Annotated in this window: 19 protein-coding genes; 13 read left to right on the forward strand and 6 right to left on the reverse strand. The window is 68.8% G+C overall.

Translation table 11 applies throughout. The annotated features are described in order from the left end of the window. Positions 1-192 precede the first annotated feature (192 nt). From ACIPSE_RS31920 to ACIPSE_RS31940, 5 genes are all read left to right on the forward strand, one after another. Positions 193-345, forward strand: coding sequence for a hypothetical protein (locus tag ACIPSE_RS31920; protein WP_401669383.1), 153 nt, complete (start codon positions 193-195; stop codon positions 343-345). 193 nt (positions 346-538) lie between these two features. Continuing rightward, positions 539-1,552, forward strand: a complete 1,014-nt coding sequence (locus tag ACIPSE_RS31925) for a polyprenyl synthase (protein WP_401669385.1) — start codon at positions 539-541, stop codon at positions 1,550-1,552. Then, entirely contained in the window at positions 1,549-2,505 is a 957-nt protein-coding gene (locus tag ACIPSE_RS31930) for a DUF2332 domain-containing protein (protein ID WP_401669387.1), read from the forward strand. The genes ACIPSE_RS31925 and ACIPSE_RS31930 overlap by 4 nt, the downstream gene beginning before the upstream one ends. 89 nt (positions 2,506-2,594) lie before the next feature. Further along, positions 2,595-3,470 (forward strand): SAM-dependent methyltransferase, encoded by an 876-nt coding sequence (locus tag ACIPSE_RS31935; protein WP_401669390.1) that lies wholly within the window; start codon positions 2,595-2,597, stop codon positions 3,468-3,470. Next, the gene (locus ACIPSE_RS31940; RefSeq protein ID WP_401669393.1) at positions 3,467-4,702 is read left to right on the forward strand and encodes a DUF418 domain-containing protein; all 1,236 of its coding nucleotides are present in this window, start codon (positions 3,467-3,469) and stop codon (positions 4,700-4,702) included. The genes ACIPSE_RS31935 and ACIPSE_RS31940 overlap by 4 nt, the downstream gene beginning before the upstream one ends. A gap of 380 nt (positions 4,703-5,082) precedes the next feature. Here the strand turns inward: ACIPSE_RS31940 and ACIPSE_RS31945 are convergent, their stop codons facing one another. The 4 genes from ACIPSE_RS31945 to ACIPSE_RS31960 form a co-directional block, all read right to left on the reverse strand. Beyond that, a complete protein-coding gene (locus ACIPSE_RS31945; RefSeq protein ID WP_401669395.1) occupies positions 5,083-5,961 on the reverse strand; it encodes a hypothetical protein in 879 nt (292 codons plus the stop codon). A 93-nt stretch (positions 5,962-6,054) separates the two neighbouring features. Further along, positions 6,055-6,465, reverse strand: a complete 411-nt coding sequence (locus ACIPSE_RS31950) for a hypothetical protein (protein WP_401669398.1) — start codon at positions 6,463-6,465, stop codon at positions 6,055-6,057. A 158-nt stretch (positions 6,466-6,623) separates the two neighbouring features. Next, entirely contained in the window at positions 6,624-7,622 is a 999-nt protein-coding gene (locus ACIPSE_RS31955; protein ID WP_401669400.1) for an ArsR family transcriptional regulator, read from the reverse strand. 306 nt (positions 7,623-7,928) lie between these two features. Next, a complete protein-coding gene (locus ACIPSE_RS31960) occupies positions 7,929-8,174 on the reverse strand; it encodes a DUF5133 domain-containing protein (protein WP_401669403.1) in 246 nt (81 codons plus the stop codon). Positions 8,175-8,568: 394 nt separating this feature from the next. Between ACIPSE_RS31960 and ACIPSE_RS31965 the strand changes: the two genes are divergently transcribed. Beyond that, positions 8,569-10,554: a BTAD domain-containing putative transcriptional regulator gene (locus ACIPSE_RS31965; protein ID WP_401669405.1), complete on the forward strand. Its 1,986-nt coding sequence runs from the start codon at positions 8,569-8,571 to the stop codon at positions 10,552-10,554. Between the two features lie 359 nt (positions 10,555-10,913). Here ACIPSE_RS31965 and ACIPSE_RS31970 read toward each other — a convergent pair whose 3' ends face one another. Beyond that, on the reverse strand, positions 10,914-11,372 hold the full coding sequence (locus ACIPSE_RS31970) for a MarR family winged helix-turn-helix transcriptional regulator (RefSeq protein ID WP_401669408.1): 459 nt from the start codon (positions 11,370-11,372) through the stop codon (positions 10,914-10,916). A 186-nt stretch (positions 11,373-11,558) separates the two neighbouring features. On the opposite strand from ACIPSE_RS31970, the gene ACIPSE_RS31975 reads away from it, so the two are divergent. From ACIPSE_RS31975 to ACIPSE_RS31990, 4 genes are all read left to right on the forward strand, one after another. After that, complete coding sequence (locus tag ACIPSE_RS31975) at positions 11,559-12,800, forward strand: alpha/beta hydrolase (protein WP_401669411.1); 1,242 nt, start codon at positions 11,559-11,561, stop codon at positions 12,798-12,800. 663 nt (positions 12,801-13,463) lie between these two features. Continuing rightward, positions 13,464-13,889 (forward strand): OsmC family protein, encoded by a 426-nt coding sequence (locus ACIPSE_RS31980; protein ID WP_401669413.1) that lies wholly within the window; start codon positions 13,464-13,466, stop codon positions 13,887-13,889. A gap of 77 nt (positions 13,890-13,966) precedes the next feature. Further along, entirely contained in the window at positions 13,967-14,617 is a 651-nt protein-coding gene (locus ACIPSE_RS31985) for a TetR/AcrR family transcriptional regulator (protein ID WP_401669416.1), read from the forward strand. 116 nt (positions 14,618-14,733) lie between these two features. Beyond that, on the forward strand, positions 14,734-15,471 hold the full coding sequence (locus tag ACIPSE_RS31990) for a hypothetical protein (protein ID WP_401669418.1): 738 nt from the start codon (positions 14,734-14,736) through the stop codon (positions 15,469-15,471). Here the strand turns inward: ACIPSE_RS31990 and ACIPSE_RS31995 are convergent. Beyond that, on the reverse strand, positions 15,447-16,220 hold the full coding sequence (locus tag ACIPSE_RS31995) for a response regulator transcription factor (protein WP_401669420.1): 774 nt from the start codon (positions 16,218-16,220) through the stop codon (positions 15,447-15,449). The two genes, ACIPSE_RS31990 and ACIPSE_RS31995, sit on opposite strands and share 25 nt — an antisense overlap. 264 nt (positions 16,221-16,484) lie before the next feature. Between ACIPSE_RS31995 and ACIPSE_RS32000 the strand changes: the two genes are divergently transcribed. The 3 genes from ACIPSE_RS32000 (at position 16,485) to ACIPSE_RS32010 (ending at position 18,059) form a co-directional block, all read left to right on the forward strand. Continuing rightward, positions 16,485-16,895: a nitroreductase/quinone reductase family protein gene (locus ACIPSE_RS32000; protein ID WP_401669422.1), complete on the forward strand. Its 411-nt coding sequence runs from the start codon at positions 16,485-16,487 to the stop codon at positions 16,893-16,895. Positions 16,896-17,071: 176 nt separating this feature from the next. Beyond that, the gene (locus tag ACIPSE_RS32005; RefSeq protein ID WP_401669424.1) at positions 17,072-17,425 is read left to right on the forward strand and encodes a DoxX family protein; all 354 of its coding nucleotides are present in this window, start codon (positions 17,072-17,074) and stop codon (positions 17,423-17,425) included. A gap of 160 nt (positions 17,426-17,585) precedes the next feature. Further along, the gene (locus tag ACIPSE_RS32010) at positions 17,586-18,059 is read left to right on the forward strand and encodes a cupin domain-containing protein (RefSeq protein ID WP_401669426.1); all 474 of its coding nucleotides are present in this window, start codon (positions 17,586-17,588) and stop codon (positions 18,057-18,059) included. The last annotated feature ends 12 nt before the right edge of the window (positions 18,060-18,071 follow it).

The raw sequence follows: 18,071 nt of genomic DNA on the forward strand, positions 1-18,071 counted from the left end.
CCGCTTTGTCTTGGCACTCATGTTCTATCCGGGCCATCGACGATTCGCCTACTGTCTCAAGTGCAGGTTATAGATGGCTAAGCAGCCATGTACGCGCACGTCAAAATCTGCGATCAGCAGCTGACACGGTCATGCTCCTTCCTGAGATAAATGACCGGCGCACAGCCTTCTCACTCAAGAATTGAGGATTTCATGCACCTCGCACCTACCGTGGACGATCTGGAGCAGCTGCTGAAGGGTGAATGGGACACGCTCGCCCCGCTCACCGAAGACGAAGTCGACGTCCAGGTGACTTTCGAGGGAACCACGCCCCGGCCTGGCTACGGAACGACTCCGTACTGCTGAAACATTCTGGCGAAGCATGCCATGGCGGCGATGAATCTGCGCGATAACGGGCAGGATCCCCTTTGCCTCCAGGCATTTTGATCACCTCGACGCCTGGCCCGCCGTTCGTGCAGAGACCCACAGACGGCGGGCCAGGAATTACAGCTTCGGTGCATGCCGATTTCGGGATGCGAAAGAGTAGCGTAGGGGAAAAATGACAGAATTGGGAATCGGAGGCCCCGAAGGCGAACCAGATTTGAGCCACTGGGGTTCTCTGGTGACTTCAAGGCTGAAGCTGGAACTTGACTTCTTGACCTCACGGCATCCTTCGATCATTGAGACAGTTTCCCGTCTGGCCGATGCAGACTCCAGCGTCACAAGCCCTTATCGACTTCTTCCTTTCGCGGTTGCGGGAGCTTTGTCCAGGGATGAAAACTCGGCGGTTCCTGTGGCGGTCCTGTCTCGTATGTGGTGGCTGGGTGCCGAGGTTTTCGATGATCTGAACGACGGTAAGCAGCCGCCCGAAGGGCCGGCACTCTCCCGTTCACAGGCAACTGTTGTCAGCACCGCATGCCTCACTGCCCTTCCGAGCCTTATCATCAAGAAGCTCGATGTGCCGGAAGACCTCAAGAGGGCATGGGAACAGGAGTACGCGGAATCGACACTGGCAGCCGCAGAGAGCCAGTTCGACGACGTGTCCAGGAGAGAAATCCGCTCCTGGTCCGACGTGATGAAAATCTACGCAGGAAAGTCAGGCGCGCCTTACGGGCGAGATACCGCACTGGCAGCGCAGTCCGCAGGAGCGGACGAAAGCACCACCCACAGCTGGCGTGTATTCGGCAGACTTTTCGGCGTACTGCGACAGCTGGCCAATGATCGGGCATACGCCGACGCCAGAGAAGACGAAGATCTCATCAATGGAACGTGGACACTTCTGCAAGCACTTGCCATGGAGAAACTCGGTCCGCGGCAGAGAGAAGAACTTCGAGCTCTACGACTGCGCGCACTCGACTCCCCCTCCGCCCGGCTGTATGTAATGGAGTGCCTTCGGTCTGCCGAAGTGGCCGGACCGTACAACCGGAGGCTAGGGGCACTGCGGTCGAAACTTTCCCGCTTGAACGAGTTGCTCACCGAGCCTTCGGAACACCGCGACATTATTCAATGGATGATCGATGAGTCGACCGCGAACGCATTCCTGACCGTGTCCACAGCCGAGGAGCTAGGATGATTTCTCCTGATAATGCGCACGGCCTCAAGGGCATGGCTGCGGCGATGGCCGACCACATGCCTGTGTCCCGTGGCCTGCTGGACGTTCTACTGGACGACATCTCACGTGGCGGCCCGGTCTCCGAGCTGATCGGTGACCATCCGGACGCCACGACCCCGCTGTTCGGCCTCCGCGTGCTCGCCGGCGTGAAGCTGTTGGTCCTGACCGGTCAGGCACCGGAACTGGGCTCAAATCTAGAGAACTTCATGTCTGGCCAGACGGACACGCACTACGTAGAACGTATGCAGCACATTTTTCGAGAGACGGTCTTGGCGCACCCGAAGGAGATTCGGGAAGCCCTTGACCGCCCAGTCCAGCAGCATCTTCCGAACCGCGCCGGATTCCTGTTGCGCGGACTGGGAATGCTGGGCGCAAAGAAGATACGCCTGCTGGAACTCGGCGCATGCGCAGGACTCACCCTTATCCCTGACCGTTACCTCTGGTTCGGATGGGACTGGCAATGGGGAGACGAGAAGTCCTCGGTGCGGATCTCCGCGGATGGACCGCGGCCCGGCCATTTCGATATAGTCGAAAGAGCGGGCTGCGATGTTTCCCCCCGCGACCCCTGCATCGAACGGGACAAGCAGATCCTGCGCTCTTTCATACCTCCCGAGCGTGAGATAGATCAGCTGGAACTCGATGAAGCTCTCATCCTGGCAGCACAATCACCGGTGCGCGTCGACAAGGCAACCGCATCAGAATGGCTCCGAAAAGAACTACCCCGCAAGACCGAACACGGCACATACACGGTCGTCTGGCACAGCTTCTTCCAAGGATATCTGAATTCGGAACAACGTGCCGAACTCACCGCCATCATGACCGCTGCGGCCCAGCACATGCCGCTCGCTCAGATCTCTTATGAGCCGGACGAATGGGGTTCCGCACCTCATCTTCAGGTCACGATTCACTCCTGAGGGAAAATCCCTGTCCCCCTGCCCGGATACTGGACATGCGAATCCGGTGTTCGATCTATCAATGCCAGGCAAAAGAAGGTGGACGCATCATGGAAAAAACTCAATACCAGCGTATCGTGTCGGACAGGGGGAACCGGGAAGGCAACTACAAGGAAGGCGTGAAGGAGTACTACTCTCTCGCCACACCCGGCTACCTCAGCGGCTGGGGGACATCATTCCACTTCCCGCCGTTTCGCGCCGGACAGACCCTGCCCGAGGCAATCACCACACAACAGCACTTCATAGCCCGTGAGGGAAATTTCCGCCCCGGAATGAGGATCCTGGACGCAGGATGCGGTGTGGGCGGCCCCGCCATCGAGATAGCCAAGTTCAGCGGCTCCTCTGTGACGGGCGTAAATCTGGTCACCACTCAGCTGGAGATCGCACGGGAAGCGGCTGAGCAGCAGGAAATAGGCGATCGGTGCTCCTTCGTGGAAGGAGACATCATGGACCTTCCCTTCGAAGACAACTATTTTGATGCCGTTTTCTCACTGGAAGCGATCTGCCACACGCCGAACAAGCATGACGCCTATTCCGAGATCGCCCGAGTGCTCAAGCCCGGTGGCACGTTCATCGGAACTGACTGGTTCTGTGCGGACTCGATGGATCCCAGCGAATACGCCCGTCTTATCGACCCGGTGTGCAGGACCTACATGCTGCCGTACATGACGTCGCTCCAGGAACTCGAGAGCATTCTCAAGGATGTTGGATTCAGCGTCGAAAAGTCAGGAAACGTAGAAGACCTCGGCACCATGGAACCTGTCCGGGACATCCTGCAGGGGTTCGCGAACTCTGAGAAGCCGTCTGACTTGCCTGAACGCGACGAGTTCGCTTTCGAAATGCTCCGTGAATCATTCGACGTCACGGTGAAGGCCGCCCGGGAAAAGGCGTTCCTGGTGGGGTACTGGAAGTCCTCCCTGCGGTGAACAGGCACGCGACGGCTCCCTTGACGGTGGACGCGGCCGCGCCCCGCGAGGCGGCGGACCGGGTCAAGGAGATCGACGCACTGCGCGGGCTCGCCCTCTCGGGTGTGCTGATCGTCAACGCGCTGCTGATGGCGGGACCTGGCACCGTGTTCGGCGCCGGGCCGTCCTCCGGTCCCGCCGACCGGGCAACGGCCTGGCTGGTCGGTGCATTCGTCGCGGGGAAGTTCTATCCCCTGTTCGCCTTCCTGTTCGGCTACTCCTTCGTCCAGCAACAACGAGCCGCGCAACGAGACGACGCCGCCTTCGCTCCACGTCATCTGCGCCGGACGACGGCGCTGTTCATCGTGGGGGCCCTGCACGCCGTGCTGCTCTTCCCCGGCGACATCCTCACGGCTTACGCCGTACTGGCCCTGCCACTCTTCGCGTTCCGGCATACTTCGGCGCGAACGGCTGTGCGAGTGGGGCTCGTCATCGTCGGGATACTGTCCCTGATGCTCCTGACGCTAGGTCTGGTGGCTGTGGCGACCACCACGTCCGAATCAGGTGCGGGCGGTGAGGCCGTCACCGGGGCCACCGTGTCGGCGTACCGTGGTGGCTTCTCGTCTGTCGTCACAGCGCACCTTCACGCACTCCCCGGCACCGTGGCGACCAACCTGCTGTACGCCCCGCAGATGTTCGCGGCGTTCCTCTTCGGTCTTGCGGTGGCAGGATCCGAGACTCTGAAGCGATCCGCAGGAGACCGAGAGCGGCTTCGGGGCATGGTGCGTCACTGCCTGCCCCTAGGCATGGTCGGCGGCATCGCGACGGCGATGTGCACCCATGGGCCATTGGAGCGGAGCTGGTTCTTCGTCGGCCAGGCCGTCGGTGTGCTGATCGGTCCAGTGCTGACGGCCGGCTATGTGGGCTGCGCCCTGCTGCTGTTCTCCGGATCGGGCGGCGAGCGCGCCGCCGACATCCTTGCGGCCGCAGGCCGACTGTCGCTCACCCATTACCTGACGCAGTCTTTCGTCCTCTGCTTCGTCTTCACGGGTGTCGGGCTCGGTTGGTACGACAGGGTTGGCGCTACGCAAGTCGTCGTGGGCTGTGTGCTGCTGTTCGCCGGTCAGTTGGCGGTGAGCCGGCCGCTCACCGCCAAGGGGCGCCGGGGTCCGGCGGAAGCCGTCCTGAGGTGGGTGACCCGTGGGGCCGGCCGATCGCAACCGGCGCCCTCGGCGGGTCGTTTCACATACTGACATGCCGCTCCAATAGCAGCCACCCTCTCAGCTGGGGGCGTGCGCCCGCTCCCACCCGAGCTCGGAGCCGAACCACTGTCCGCCCGTTCAGCCAGCAGTCACATCGATGACCACCGTCGGCCAACGCGAGAAGCCAGTCCGCACGGACAGGCCTCTGCCCTTTGGGTACAGGGCAGGCCTTGCGCCTGTATTCCCCGCAGCGGGTTGCGGCGGCTTCCTGCTCAGTCGTGGCCGGGTTCAAGGGGAGGCCCTCGGCTCGATGGCCTCCCTCCACCGGCAGACTCGGCACACTCACTGCCGGGACGTTCCGACAGTGGTGGAGCCGACGCTCCGAATCGGTCATCGACATGATTCGAGGGCGCGGTGCGGTGCTGGAAGGGCTAGGGCGCGGGAAACACCAGAGGTATTCCGTACCGTTTCTCGGCCGCGCGCAGCGCCCGGACCAGGGTGGTGCGCACCGTCTCGACGGCGTCGGCGTGTTCGGGGTCGATGAGGAAGCGGGTGCGCAGTTGGGCGCGGGCGGGGTCGCGGACGGCCTCCACCGGGCGCATGCACGCCGCGTACACCTGGCCCAACGTGTGCTCTCGAGAGGATAGTTCGCTCGCGTCGGGGTTCCGCATGAGCCGGTCGGCGAGGGCGAAGTAGGACGGCTCGTCATGGGCCTGGACGCCGTGCCGGGCGAAGCAGTCCGGCAGGCTGCGCCCGGCCCGGAGGGTGGCGGGGTCACGGCGCAGGGAGGCGATCGTGCCGAACCATGCCCCCTGGACCTCGGCGTAGCGGTCACGGAGGGCGTCGGTGGTCGCCGCACCCTGGGCGAGGCAGGTCCTGATCTCGGCCGCGGTCGCGGGGCGCGTCCCGGTGGGGTTCGCGGTAGGTGTGGGCACGGTGGCGCTCTCGCTGGTGCCGTGGCGGGCGATGAAGTCCAGGTCGGGCACCTCACCGAAGCGGATGAAGGCGGCAGGGGCCGAGACGGGGAGGGAGGCACCGCGCTCGCGGGCGCACGAGACCGCCTCGGCCTGTCCCACCTGGCGCACGAACACGTCCAGGCCCTGCGTCCAGCGGGACTCCGCGCCCGTCGCGGGCAGAACCATGCGCACGGGGTCGGCCGGGAGGGCGGTGGTGAGCCGGGCCCGGGTATCCGCGGGCGCACGAGGGCTGGAGCCGGTGTGCGCGGTGGGTGCGGAGTCGGGGGCACAGGCGGTGACGAGGGCGAGCGCGAGAGCGGCGGCGGTGAGGCCGGGGCGGGGCGTCCGGTGCATGGGGATCGTGGGTCCTGCCTGGAGTGAGGGAGGGGCGGTGCCGTGGGCCGCTCGGGCTCACGGCACCGTGAAGCAGGGACTGCCTCCGCGACCTCAGTGCGTGATGTCCACGAAGTCGCCCCCTTCGTACCAACTCGCCACCGTGAACCTGGTGTTGTCCTTGACGTCGGAGCACAGGACGATGGCGTCCACGGCGTAGCTGCCGTCCGCGACGTAGACGTAACCGGCGTTGCAGGTCCTCCACGAGCCGGAGGACGAGTAGTAGAGACGGCCGGCGTAGTAGTCGTAGAGCCGGGCCGTGGCGTTGAGCGCCTGGGTCAAATTGAGGTCGTTGCAGCTGCTGGTGGCGGACTTGCTCGGTGTGCTGCCGACGCCTTCGTAGGCCCCGGTCGTCAGCGAGCTGGTGACGCAGGCGTTCGGCGCCGCGGAGGCGGTCGGTGCGAGTGCCAGACAGCTCGCGGCGGAGACGAGCGCGAGCGCGCCGGCGGCGATGGCCTTTCTCATGGTTCCCCCTGGGTCGGGTGCGGTGGATCGTGCACTCGGAACACTCGCAGGGCACGCACCGCATGGACCACGTCCTTCGACCGTGCTCTAAAGTCCCCAGCAGTGCGGTGGAGTTGGCTGCTCCGGTACTGCCGTACTCCGCTGCTCCGGTCGCCGCCTCACTCCGGCGCCGGACGCGACGACGGCCGCAAGAGCGCGGCGCCGAGAGGCGTGAGGGTGTGCAGAACGGTGTTGCGGTGCCGTTGGCTGAAGATCAGGCCCGCGTCGCGCAGGACGGTGGTGTGATGCGAGGCCGTGGGGACCGACACCCCCAGGAAGCGGGCCACCTCGGAGGTGGTCGCGCCGAGCGCGACGCATCGCAGCGCCGCAGCCCGGGTCCGCCCCAGCAGGGCGGCCAGCGAGGCGTCGGGGGCGGGTGCGGAGTCAGGCGCGCGACGGCCGTGCACGGGATACACCAGGAGCGGCTGGAGGGTGTCGTCGGCCAGCGAGATCGGCTGCTGCCAGCAGAAGTAGGAGGGGATCAGGCGCAGTCCGCGTCCCGCCAGATGCAGGTCCCGGTCCACGACGTAGTCGACGTGCAGCACCGGCGGGCGCCAGCGGATGGCGGGGGACAGACTGGCCAGCAGCCCGTCGAGCCCGGACGCGAGGGTCTCCCGGCCGCGCAGGGCGCCCTCCGCGGCGATCGTGGCGAGAATGCGGTCCTCGTAGGGCGCGATGACCGCGTGGTGGTACGCCCGCAGGAGCCCGGCCAGCTCCTTGCGGGTCTCCCGTTCCAGCAGCCGGGGCGCCCAGTCGGGGGCGCCGCTGTAGCGGTTCAGCATCCGTATCTCGTGGGCGATCCGCTCGGGTGCCGTGTCGACGATCGCCGCCAGCCCGCGGTCCAGGCCGTCGGCCGCGTCCTGCGGGGTGAGGAAGTCCGGCAGGTAGCGGGCCCTGGGCAGCACGGGAAGCAGGAACCGGCTGACAGCCGCGCCGAGTTCGGTCCCGGCGAGGGTCGAACGCGTCTCGCGGTACCAGCCTGCGTAGGCCCAGCGTCCCCGCGTGGTCTGTAATCGGTGCAGGCTGGAGGCGATCTCCCAGAGCGGATCCGGAGCCCTGGACACCCGGACGCGGGCCAGATCCCGCGAGGTGAAATGAATACGCAGCACGCGAACCATCCCCCAAATCGAATGGTCGACTCGCCCGCCCTCCCAGCAGCTTGGAACACACCGGGCTCAGAGACAACGCGGGAACCGGACGCCGGGGCGGGGCGGGGCGTGTGAGCCGGGGCTAGCCGTGAGACGCCTCGCCTGGCGCGTGCGCCGAGCAGCCCCGCGACAAGCGGCCCCGTGACCCGCAGCCCTGCAACGCGGCGGACGCGCCGCCTCGACGCCATAAGGCGCATCGGGCCGTCCGCCCACCACGCCCTCACCTGCCAGCACGACCCCGTCGAGCGCTCGGGCGGCGCCTCTTGCCCTTGCCCGCTAAGCAGCCAACGTCTCGTCACCCTGGCAGGCGCTCGGCCGGCTCGCGCGGTACTGGTCCAGCAGCGCATCGGCGTCCAGCAGCGCCTGCTTGACCGTGCCGGCCCCGGTCATCACACACAGCGTGTACGTCGAGTCCTCGAGATCCCTGCTCGTCCGGCCCGTGGGGCGCACGTCATGCTCGATCCTCGCTTGAGCGAACCGAGCCAGAACAGCCCGCAGTTCCTTCTCCGCAGGAACGATCACGACGATACCCCTCTCTCACAGCCCTCCCGCAGCGCGACCACCGCACCCGCAAGGAACCAGCTGCATCCACCCACGACCACCACGGCCCACCGTCGGACCCGCGACACACATTCCGACTGCCCCGCCCCGGCAGAACCACGCCACCCCACCGGCAGCGTGCCCGTGCTGGACGCTCCGACTCGGCCTCTCCCCTGCTGGGCGGATCAGCCGTACGACTCCCCGTCCTGACACGGCCGACCGGACCTTTGACGCCACCATCCACCGTTCACCGTCCACCGGATCACGGACCGCGGATCACGGACCGCGGATCACAGGGCACGGAGCGCGCGTGCTTCGGCATCGCGTCCGCGCTTATAGATTGGCGGAGTAGTCGAGAAGAGGACGGACGACAGCGGTGCGTGTGACATTCGGAGTGCTGGGGGCAGTGACGGCCTGGGACGAGACAGGACGTCCGCTGGCCCTGAAGGGGCCACGCCACCGTGCCGTCCTCGTCCGCCTGCTCGTGGCGCAACGTCAGGTCGTTCCGGTGACCCGCCTGGTGGAGGACCTGTGGGACGACCCGCCGGCCAACGCGGTGGGCACCCTGCGCACCTTCGTGGGCGATCTGCGGCGCGCCCTGGAACCCGACCGTCCCCCGCGTACGCCTTCCCGGCTGCTGGTGACCGAGGGCTCCGGGTACGCGCTGCGCGCCCCGCGGGACGACGTGGACGCCTGGCGGTTCGAGAAGTGCATGAACGACCTCGGTGACGCCCGACCCGCCAAAGTCCTGGAGGTGCTGGACGAAGCCCTGACCTGGTGGCGTGGTCCTGCCTTCGCCGACTTCGGGGACGAACGCTGGCTGCGCTCCGCCCGGTCCCGGCTGACCGAGCTGCGGCTGCACGCGGTGGAGCGTCGTGCCGAGGCGCTGATCGCCCTGGGCAACCCGGCCGACGCCGTGCCCGATCTCGACGCACATGTGACGGACCATCCGTGGCGTGAGGACGCCTGGCGGATGCTCGCGCTGGCGCTGTACCGCTCGGGACGGCAGGCCGATGCCCTGTCGGTGCTGCGCAGGGCCCGCGGCATGCTGCGCGAGCATCTCGGTGTGGACCCCGGACCACGGCTGCGGCGCCTGGAGGAGGACATCCTCCAGCAGGCCGACCACCTGGACCCTGACGCGGCGGATGCCACCGTCAACCAGGTGTGGGAACAGGCGACCGCCTCCTACGAAGGCACGTTGGGCAGCAGCGCCCGCACCAGGCTGGAGTCCACCGTCGGCCTCATGCGGGATCTCGCGGTCACCGGTGGCGGAGGGCTGGAGGCGGCACGCCGTCACCGGGTCAGCGCGGTGGCCGCGGCGGAGCAGCTCGACGATCCCGAGCTGACGGCCCGGGTCATCGGCATCTACGACGTCCCCGCGATCTGGCCGCGCGCCGACGATCCCGAGCAGTCCCGCTGGCTGGTGGCCGCAGCGGAGCGGACCCTGCGCGCCCTGACCGAGAACACGCAGGACGCCGCGCGCTGCCGGCTGCTGTCGACCGTCGCGGTCGAGTCGCGCGGCACCCTGCCCGTGGACACGGCCGCCTCGGGAGCCCTGGCACGTCCTCTGCAAGCCGCCGGGCAGGCCGAGGAGCTGGCGCGGCGCCTGGAGGACCCCGCGCTGCTGGCGTTCGCGCTGAACGGGGTGTTCATGCAGTCCTTCCGCCGCGCGGGTCTCGCCGCCCGGCGGGACGCGATCGGCACCGAGATCACCGCTCTCGCCGCCGCGCACGGCCTGGTCCGCTACGAAGTGCTCGGCCATCTCATCCGCATCCAGTCGCGCTGCGCCCTGGCGGACCTGGCCGCCGCCGAACGGCACGCCGCCGCGGTCGACGAACTCGCCGCCCGCCACGAGTTGCCGCTGGTCTCCGTCTTCACCGACTGGTTCCGGGCCCTGCGCACCGCGACGACCGGTTCCCTCGCCGCCGCCGAGGAGGCGTACGAGCAGGCCGCCCGGTCCCTGAAGGGTTCGGGCATGCCCGGGCTGGAGAACGGGCTCCTGCCCCTCGCCCGGTTGTGTCTGCGCCTGACGCACGGCGTGGCACCGCAGGAGGAGCCGGGCACCGACTGGGGCCCGTACGAGCCGTGGGTCAGGCCCGTGCTGCTCGTGGAGGCCGGACGGACCGACGAGGCCTCGGCGGCGCTGCGCGACATCGTCTCCCCGGCCCGGGACCTCATGTTCGAGGCGTTGTGGTGCCTGGTGGCACGCGCGGCGGTCGCGGTCGGCGACCGTGACGTACTGACCCGGGCCCGCACCCAGTTGACACCGGCCGCGGGAGAAGTGGCGGGCGCCGGCAGCGGCCTGATCACGCTGGGTCCCGTGGCGGATCACCTGGCGGTGATCGAGGCCGCGCTGCGCTGACGTCCGGACCCGGGCAGGCGGTACGGGCCTTCGGCACACGCTCCGACAGCCGTCACATCAGACCCGGGGAAGCAAACGTCAGCACCCCGCCACGGCCACACCCACACTCACACCCACAGCAACCGCGCCTCGCGTGCGTCGCCGTGTCGCCGTGTCGCCGTGTCGCCCCAGAGCGTCGCAGTCCGGACGGTGGAGTCGTCTCCGTGCTCGTGCGCGACCGGCGCCCCTGAGCCGTTCCGTCCGCCCCGTCCCAAGGACCGGTTCCTCGGCTTCTTCGGCACCCTGGGGGAGAGCGGATGCAGGTCCTGCCCTGGGGCCCGGTGCCTCCACGCCATGTCAGGAACCCGGGAGCGGGCGGCTCACAGTTCGTCGTAGATCGCGCCGAGCCGGATCAGGACCTCGGTGGCCACGGTGATGTCCTGACCGCCGAGTTCGGCGAGCGCGGTGTCGAGCGCGCCGGACAGGGCCCGCTCGCGCGACCGGTGGCGTTCGCGTCCCTCGGGGGTGAGGCTCACCCGGACCGCCCGGCGGTTGGCGGGATCGGGCCGCCGGTCGACGTAGCCGGCTCTGGCGAGACCGTTGACGAGTTGGGTGGCGGCGGGGCTGGTCGTCTCCACGCCTGCGGCGAGTTCGGCGATCGACAGCGGGCCGCGTTCGGCGAGGACGCGCAGGGCGCGGGCGTGTGTCAGCGAGAGAGCGCCGGGTGTGCGGGTGGCTCTGCCCCTCAGGCGGGCGTCGGCGGCGCTCAGGCTGTATGCGGCGCGGGCCAGTGCTTCCAGGGCCGCCTGGCGGTCCGGCGGTTGCGCGCTGCTGGTCATCGTGGTCCTCCTGGGCGGGCGGGACTGGGGTGGCGGGGAACGGGTGCCGACTTGACAGCAGCCTACATTAAGTACTTACTAGGTAAGTACTTACCGATCGCCGGGCCCTTGGGGCCGCCCACCGGGCGACCCATTGGATAAGTACTTAACCCAGGGCTCGTCGACTCCCAGGAAGGACTGAGTCCCATGACCGTACGATCCACCGGCCAGAGCTGGAGCCTGGACATCGCCCTCGCCCAGGGCGGCTTCGACGCGCTGCACCCCGAGGCCAAGGGCACCATGGAGCAGCTCGGCCACGACCACACCGACTTCGACAAGGTCTTCGCCCTCGTCAAGAGCGGGGCCATGCTCCCCAAGGCGTGGGCCACCGTCGCCGGGCAGGCCGAGCGGCGCGCCGCCCACCACGAGAAGGAAGGCTTCCGCCAGACCGCGGCCGACCTCTACCTGCGGGCCGCCGTCATGTGGGGCCGTGCCCAGTACTCGTTCTTCGACTCCCAGGACCCGCGCAAGGCCGCCTTCCGCCGGCACGCCGACCACTGCGTCGCCCGCCTCGGCGAGCTGCGGGACGGCCGGGTGCGCCGCGTCGTCCTGGACTTCGAGGGCAAGCACCTCTACGGCCTGCTGCACCTGCCCGCCGGCGAGGTCCGGAACCGGCCCGCCGTGATCCTGGGCCCCGGGATGGACATGATCAAGGAGGACTACATCTACGCCGCGGAGCGCTACTACACCTCGCGCGGCATGGTCGCCCTGTCGATCGAGGGGCCGGGACAGGGCGAGTCCCGCGCCAACGGTCTGACCGTCGACCTCACCAACTACGAGCGGGCGCTGGGAACGTACCTCGACCACCTGAGCGATCTGCCCGAGGTGGACGGCGACCGGATCGGCATGTTCGGGATCAGCATGAGCGGCTACTGGGGTCTGCGCGCCGCCGCGCAGGACCCCCGGCTGGCGGCGCTCGCGACGTTCGAGGCGGTCACCGGCGACTTCGACACGATCTTCGAGCGCGCGCAGCCCAGCTTCAAGAGCAACTACATGTACATGTCCGGCTACACCGACGAGGACCGCTTCGACCGCGACCTCGCCCGGCGGATGCCGCTCGGTGACCTCGTGAACCGCATCACCGTCCCGACCCTCGTCGGTATCGGCGAGTTCGACGAACTGACCCGGCTGGAACAGGCCCTCGCCACCTACGAGCGCATCCGCGCCCCCAAGGAGATGCGGGTCTACGAGAACGAGTTCCACCCGCTGGGCGGTGTCGCCGCCGAGATCTTCCGCTTCGGCGCCGAGTGGCTGGAGCGCGCGCTGGACGGCGACCTGTGCGAGCCCGGCCGCGACGCCCGGCACTATGTGCACCGCGACGGCGACACCACCGACGGCACGGCCAACCCGACGTGGTGGCTGGGCACGACACCGCGAACGGCTGCCTGAAGGCCCCGGAGCACGACACGGAGGGAGGCCACGGCCGCGCGGGCCGGTGACGGCCGCGCGGCCCCCGGCCGGCGACACGGACGTACCGCCTGATGAGGTCTGTGCGGCCGGTGCCGCCGGTGCGGCCCAAGAGCACACACTTCGGCTCTGCTCGTTCCGTTCCCTGGCCGTTCGATGCCCGGCGGTCGATTCACGTCGGCGGAGATCCCCGGGCCGGCAGCCCGATCACGTCGGCGGAGATCCCCGGCCCTCGGCCGGATCACGTCGGCGGAGATTCGTGGCATGACGTCCCGGTGCGAAAGCCCGGCCCGGCGGCCAGGCCCGGCGGCCCGGGAAGAGCGGGATCCCTCCGCGCGTGGCCGCGTTCTCCCGGCCCGGCAATTCCCGGAGCATCAGGAAGCGTCCGCCGACACCGGCCCGTGAACCCGACCCCCAACCACCCGCCCCCGCGGGCCAGGCGGCCCCGTCCATAACGAAAGACGCACACGCATCGGCTGGGGAAAGGACGGCAGGCGCACCGTGCCAGGCTCGGACCACCGGCGCGGACCACCGGCCCGGACCACAGGCTCGGCCGGGTTCACCACGCGGCATCGGGAACCCTCGGCACCATCCCCGCGGCCCGGCCCGGCAACCCCAACAGCCCACTCGTGTAAGGAAGTACGCATGGCCACCACCCGCAACGCCCACACCGTCTGGGACGGAAACCTGACCGACGGAAAGGGCGTCGTCACCTTCGACTCCTCCGGCATCGGCGAGCAGCCGGTGTCCTGGCCCTCGCGCGCCGAGGAGGCGAACGGTACGACCAGCCCCGAGGAGCTGATCGCAGCCGCCCACTCCAGCTGCTTCGCGATGGCCCTCTCCCACGAGCTGACCGGCGCCGGCACCCCGCCCACCCGGCTCGTCACCTCCGCCGCCGTCACCTTCCAGCCGGGCGTGGGCATCACCGGCATCGAGCTGACCGTGGAGGGAACCGTCCCCGGCCTCGACGAGAGCGCCTTCGTCGCCGTGGCGGAGCAGGCCAAGGCGGGCTGCCCGGTCAGCCAGGCCCTCGCCGGCACCGAGATCACCCTGCGGGCCGAGCTCGTCTGAGCTCCCGCCCGGCTCCCCCGACGACACACCCCCGGTGGAACGGCCAGGTTCCGCCGGGGCACAGAGGAACGGCACGGATGCACCGCGAGCGACGCGCGGACTCACAGCGCAACCACGACGCCGTACTCGACACCGCGCACGCCCTGTTCAGTGGCCCCCGGGGTGTCGAGGGCGTGTCCCTCGCGGACGTGGCCGCCGCGGCCGGGGTCGGCAAGGGCACCGTCTTCCGCCATTTCGGCGACCGGGCGGGGCTGATGGGCGCGGTGCTCAGCCGGGTGCTCGAACCGCTGCGGGCCCAGCTGGAGGACACGGACTCCCCGCTCGGCCCGGCCTCACCCCCGCACCTGCGGATACCGGCGGTCCTGGACACCCTGCTCCAGGTGAAGCTCCGCCATCACCGGCTGGCCCTGGCCGTGGAGAGCAGCACCGGCGCGCACCCGTCGGCGGGATGCACCGACCCCTACCGCGCCGCGCCCTACGCATGGCTCCACCGTGCCCTGGAGGAGACTCTCCGGGCCGGCCGGGGCGGGAGCACCGCGCCCTTCACGGCGCATGTCCTGCTCGGTTCCGTGCGGGCGGACCTGCTGCACCATCTGACGGTGGAGCGAGGGCTCGCTCCCCAGGAGATCCGTGACGCCGTACGCTCCTTCGCCCTCGACGTGCTCGCACACACCGGAACGGCCGCGCGTCCGACGGCCCGACCGGGTCCGCGGCGGGAGAGGAACTGAGCAGGGGTGAGCAGGTTGTAGCCACCGATGTATCTGTCGGTGGCTTTTGACCTTGTCCAGCATGTTGCACCGTCAGAGATCTTTTTCCTTCCTCTTCGGCGGATTTCATGCACCTCGTGGAAACCGGGCCCCGGTCCACCGTCCTGTCCACCCCCCACCCCTGCCGGGACTATCCGGTGAGCACCGTGGTGACCCTGGAACGGAACGCCACCGCACGATTGCTGCGCGGCATTCGTCATCACCATGTGATGCCCGCCTACTCCCATCCGTGGGGATCGGGCCAGGCATATCTGGACCTGCTGCGCGACAGGGATTCCCTCACGCTCCTGGACGCTCCCGGCACGAGAACGGCACGGGAACTCGAACAGCGGGTACGGGTGCTGAGCACGCTGAGCCAGGTCGTCGTGCTGACCGAGAAGAACGTGGAACCCGTCTCCCTGCTGCGCGCCGGGGCGGCCAACGTGCTCTTCCGCGACACACCGCCCAGGGAACTGGCCAGCCGGCTCACCGCCGAGCGGCGCTGGCTGGACTCGGCCGCCTCCGGCGCCTCGCGCGGGCTACCCGCCTCCCGGTCTCCCACCCCCGTAGCCCGTCCGCCCAGGTTCCGGCAGCAGTCGCAGCAGGTGCTGGCCGAGGTCCTGACAGCGCTGGAACGCCCGTGGTGCTGCCATGAGTTGTGCCTGCTGCTGGGGGACGCGGAAGACCCGCTGAACCGGCGCGCCCTGCACGCCCGGATCGGTCGCCTGGACGAAAGCCTGGCGGCGCACGGCCTGTCCGTCCGCAGTACGGGCATGTGGGGCCGCACGTCCTACGGGGGCATCCACCCCGTCTACCGCAGGGCGTTGAACCGGTAGCCGAGGCCGCGGACGGTCTGGATGACGCCTCCGGATTCGTGCGAGCCCGCCAGTTGCGGTCGTTCCAGTTGTGAGCCTTCGAGTTGCGGGCCTTCGAGTTGCGGGCCTTCCCTTTGCGGGCCTTCCAGTTTCAGACGGAGTCGTTTCACGCACGCCTCCACTCGCTGGGTCTGCTCCGTCTCGGCCAACGCCCAGACATCACGCAGTAGTTCACCCCGGCTGAACACCCTGCCCGGCTCCGCCGACATTGCGAACAGGAGCTTGCGCTCGGCTCGGGTGAGGAGCACCGGCACATCGTCGAGAGCGACCTTGGACGTGAGCCGGTCGATGGAGATCCTGCCGTGCCGTTCCGTACGGCCGTCCGTCGGCCACGACTCGCCGGACCGGCGTACGACGGCGTCGATCCGCGCCTGGAGCACTCTCGCGGTGACGGGCCTGACGACATAGTCGTCGGCGCCGGCGTGCAGGGTGGTCACGATGTCCCGGTCGCCGCCGCGCTCGGAGAGGAAGAGCAGCGGCACCCGGAAGGCCTGCCTGATCCTGCGGCAGTCCTCGACGGTGTCGGGACCCGGAACGGCCCGGTCGAGGACGACGGCGTCCGGCCGGTGCGCGGACAGCGCGGTGAGATGGCTGCCGTCCGCGGGCGCGACCGTCACCTCCATCCCCAGACGGGCCAGCTCGTCACCGACCTCGGCCGTCGCACCCCGGCGTTCGCTCTCGCTCTCCGCGATCAAGAAGACTCGTGCCATGGGCCGAGTGTCGGAGACGCCACCGCGGGTTTCCGCTCGGGACGGCGAGACGGGTAGAAACCGTTGCCTGCCGGTGCGTCACACCGAGCGCGAGCCACCCTCGAACCACGAGGTGAGTCACTTGACTCACCATAAAGGGCTCTCTAGGATGACCGGAGCGAGACGAGCCGAGTGGCTCGTCTCACCCAGTGGCGACCGCACGGTTCCGGGAACTCCGCACGCCCGGATCGCCCCGCCGACCAGCAGCAGGAAAGGCGTCACGTCATGGACGAGGACATCCGCAAGGCCATCGAGATCACCCCGGCGGCGACCACCCGGCAGCGCATCATCGACATCACCACCACCGGGCGGCGCACCGGACTGCCCCGCCGGATCGAGATCTTCTTCTACCGTGCCCTCGGCAGGACGTTCCTGTGCAGCGGCACCATGCCGCCGCCGAGCTGGTACGTGAACCTCGTGGCGCAGCCCCGGTTCACCTTCCACCTCAAGCACGGCGTCCGCGCGGACCTCCCGGCCACGGCCCGCCCGGTGACCGACCCGCAGGAGCGGCTGGCCGTACTGACGGAGATCGTCGCCGACCTCAACCAGCCCCACAATCCGGGCACCCTTCCCCAGCCGATCCGTCTGGAGGACTGGCTGGACTGCCGGCTGGCGGAGGTCAGCTTCCCTGGCTGACGGGCGGACGCCGGCCCGCGGCCATCAGCGGCCGGGCCCGTACCGCCGTAGCTCAAGGTCATGATTTCGACATACCTCACCGATTCGGGCGGGGTGACGGTCCGGCGGCGGGTGATCATGCTCGACGGCGGCAGGTCGGAACCTGGCGCCTGGAGACCACACGAGAGGTGCGCACGATGTACGCCACGACCACCGTCCTGACGCTGCTCCTGGGGGTGCTGTTCGTCGCGGCAGGCTCCATCAAGGTCGTCGGCGCCGGTGACATCCGCGCGGACGCGGTCCGGCTGGGACTGTCCGCGCGCGGCCAGCAAGGCATCGGAGCACTGGAACTGTGCGCCGGGTTCGCTCTGGTGACCGCCTACTGGAGCCCGCTCCCGGCCCTGTTCGGAGCCCTCGGACTGACCGCGCTGATGGCCGGCGCCGTCGTCTACCACCAGCGGGCCGCCGATCCGCTCCCCCGGACGGCACCGGCGATGGTCCTGGGCCTGCTGAGCGGTGCGACGGCCCTGCTGGTCGGCACCGTGCTGTGACGACGCCCCCACCCGGCCAGAAACGATCACCGGTGAGCAGGGAATGACCACCGGACGGCGTGGGGCCCCGCACGGAACCCCAAGAGACTCGGAACGAACGGCCGTTGCACCTGAGGGTGCGTCAACTCACGTCCGTGAAGCGCCGAGTAAAGGATCCAGCGTGTCTCTCCTCATTCCCCCCGTACATGTTCCGCCGGACGGCGGGGAGCCCGTGTTCCTCGTCGGGGACACGTACACCACCCTGCTGAAGTCGACGCAGACCAACGGGGAACTGTCCCTCGCCGAGGCGGTCGTCCCCGCGGACGCCGGTCCGCCGCCCCACGCGCACAACGCCGAGTCCGAGACGTTCATCGTCATGGAAGGCCAGCTGATCATCACCGCGGGCGACGAGGAGTACGAGGCACAGGCCGGCAGTGTCGTCTACGTCCCCAAGGGCATGCGGCACTCCTTCAGGAACCTCAGCCGCACCCGGCCCGCGCGGATCTACTTCCTGTACACGCCGGGCGGCATGGACGGCATGTTCCAGGAGATAGGCACCCCCGGTGTCCGCGGCGAGGTCGGGCCGCCGTTGAACGAGGCCGACGTGGCCGCGATGGCGGCGGTCGCCGGCAAGTACCGGTTCACCTTCGACTGAGCCTCCCGCAGC

Source organism: Streptomyces sp. NPDC090106, assembly GCF_044747265.1.
In the GTDB taxonomy this organism is placed as follows: Bacteria; Actinomycetota; Actinomycetes; order Streptomycetales; family Streptomycetaceae; genus Streptomyces.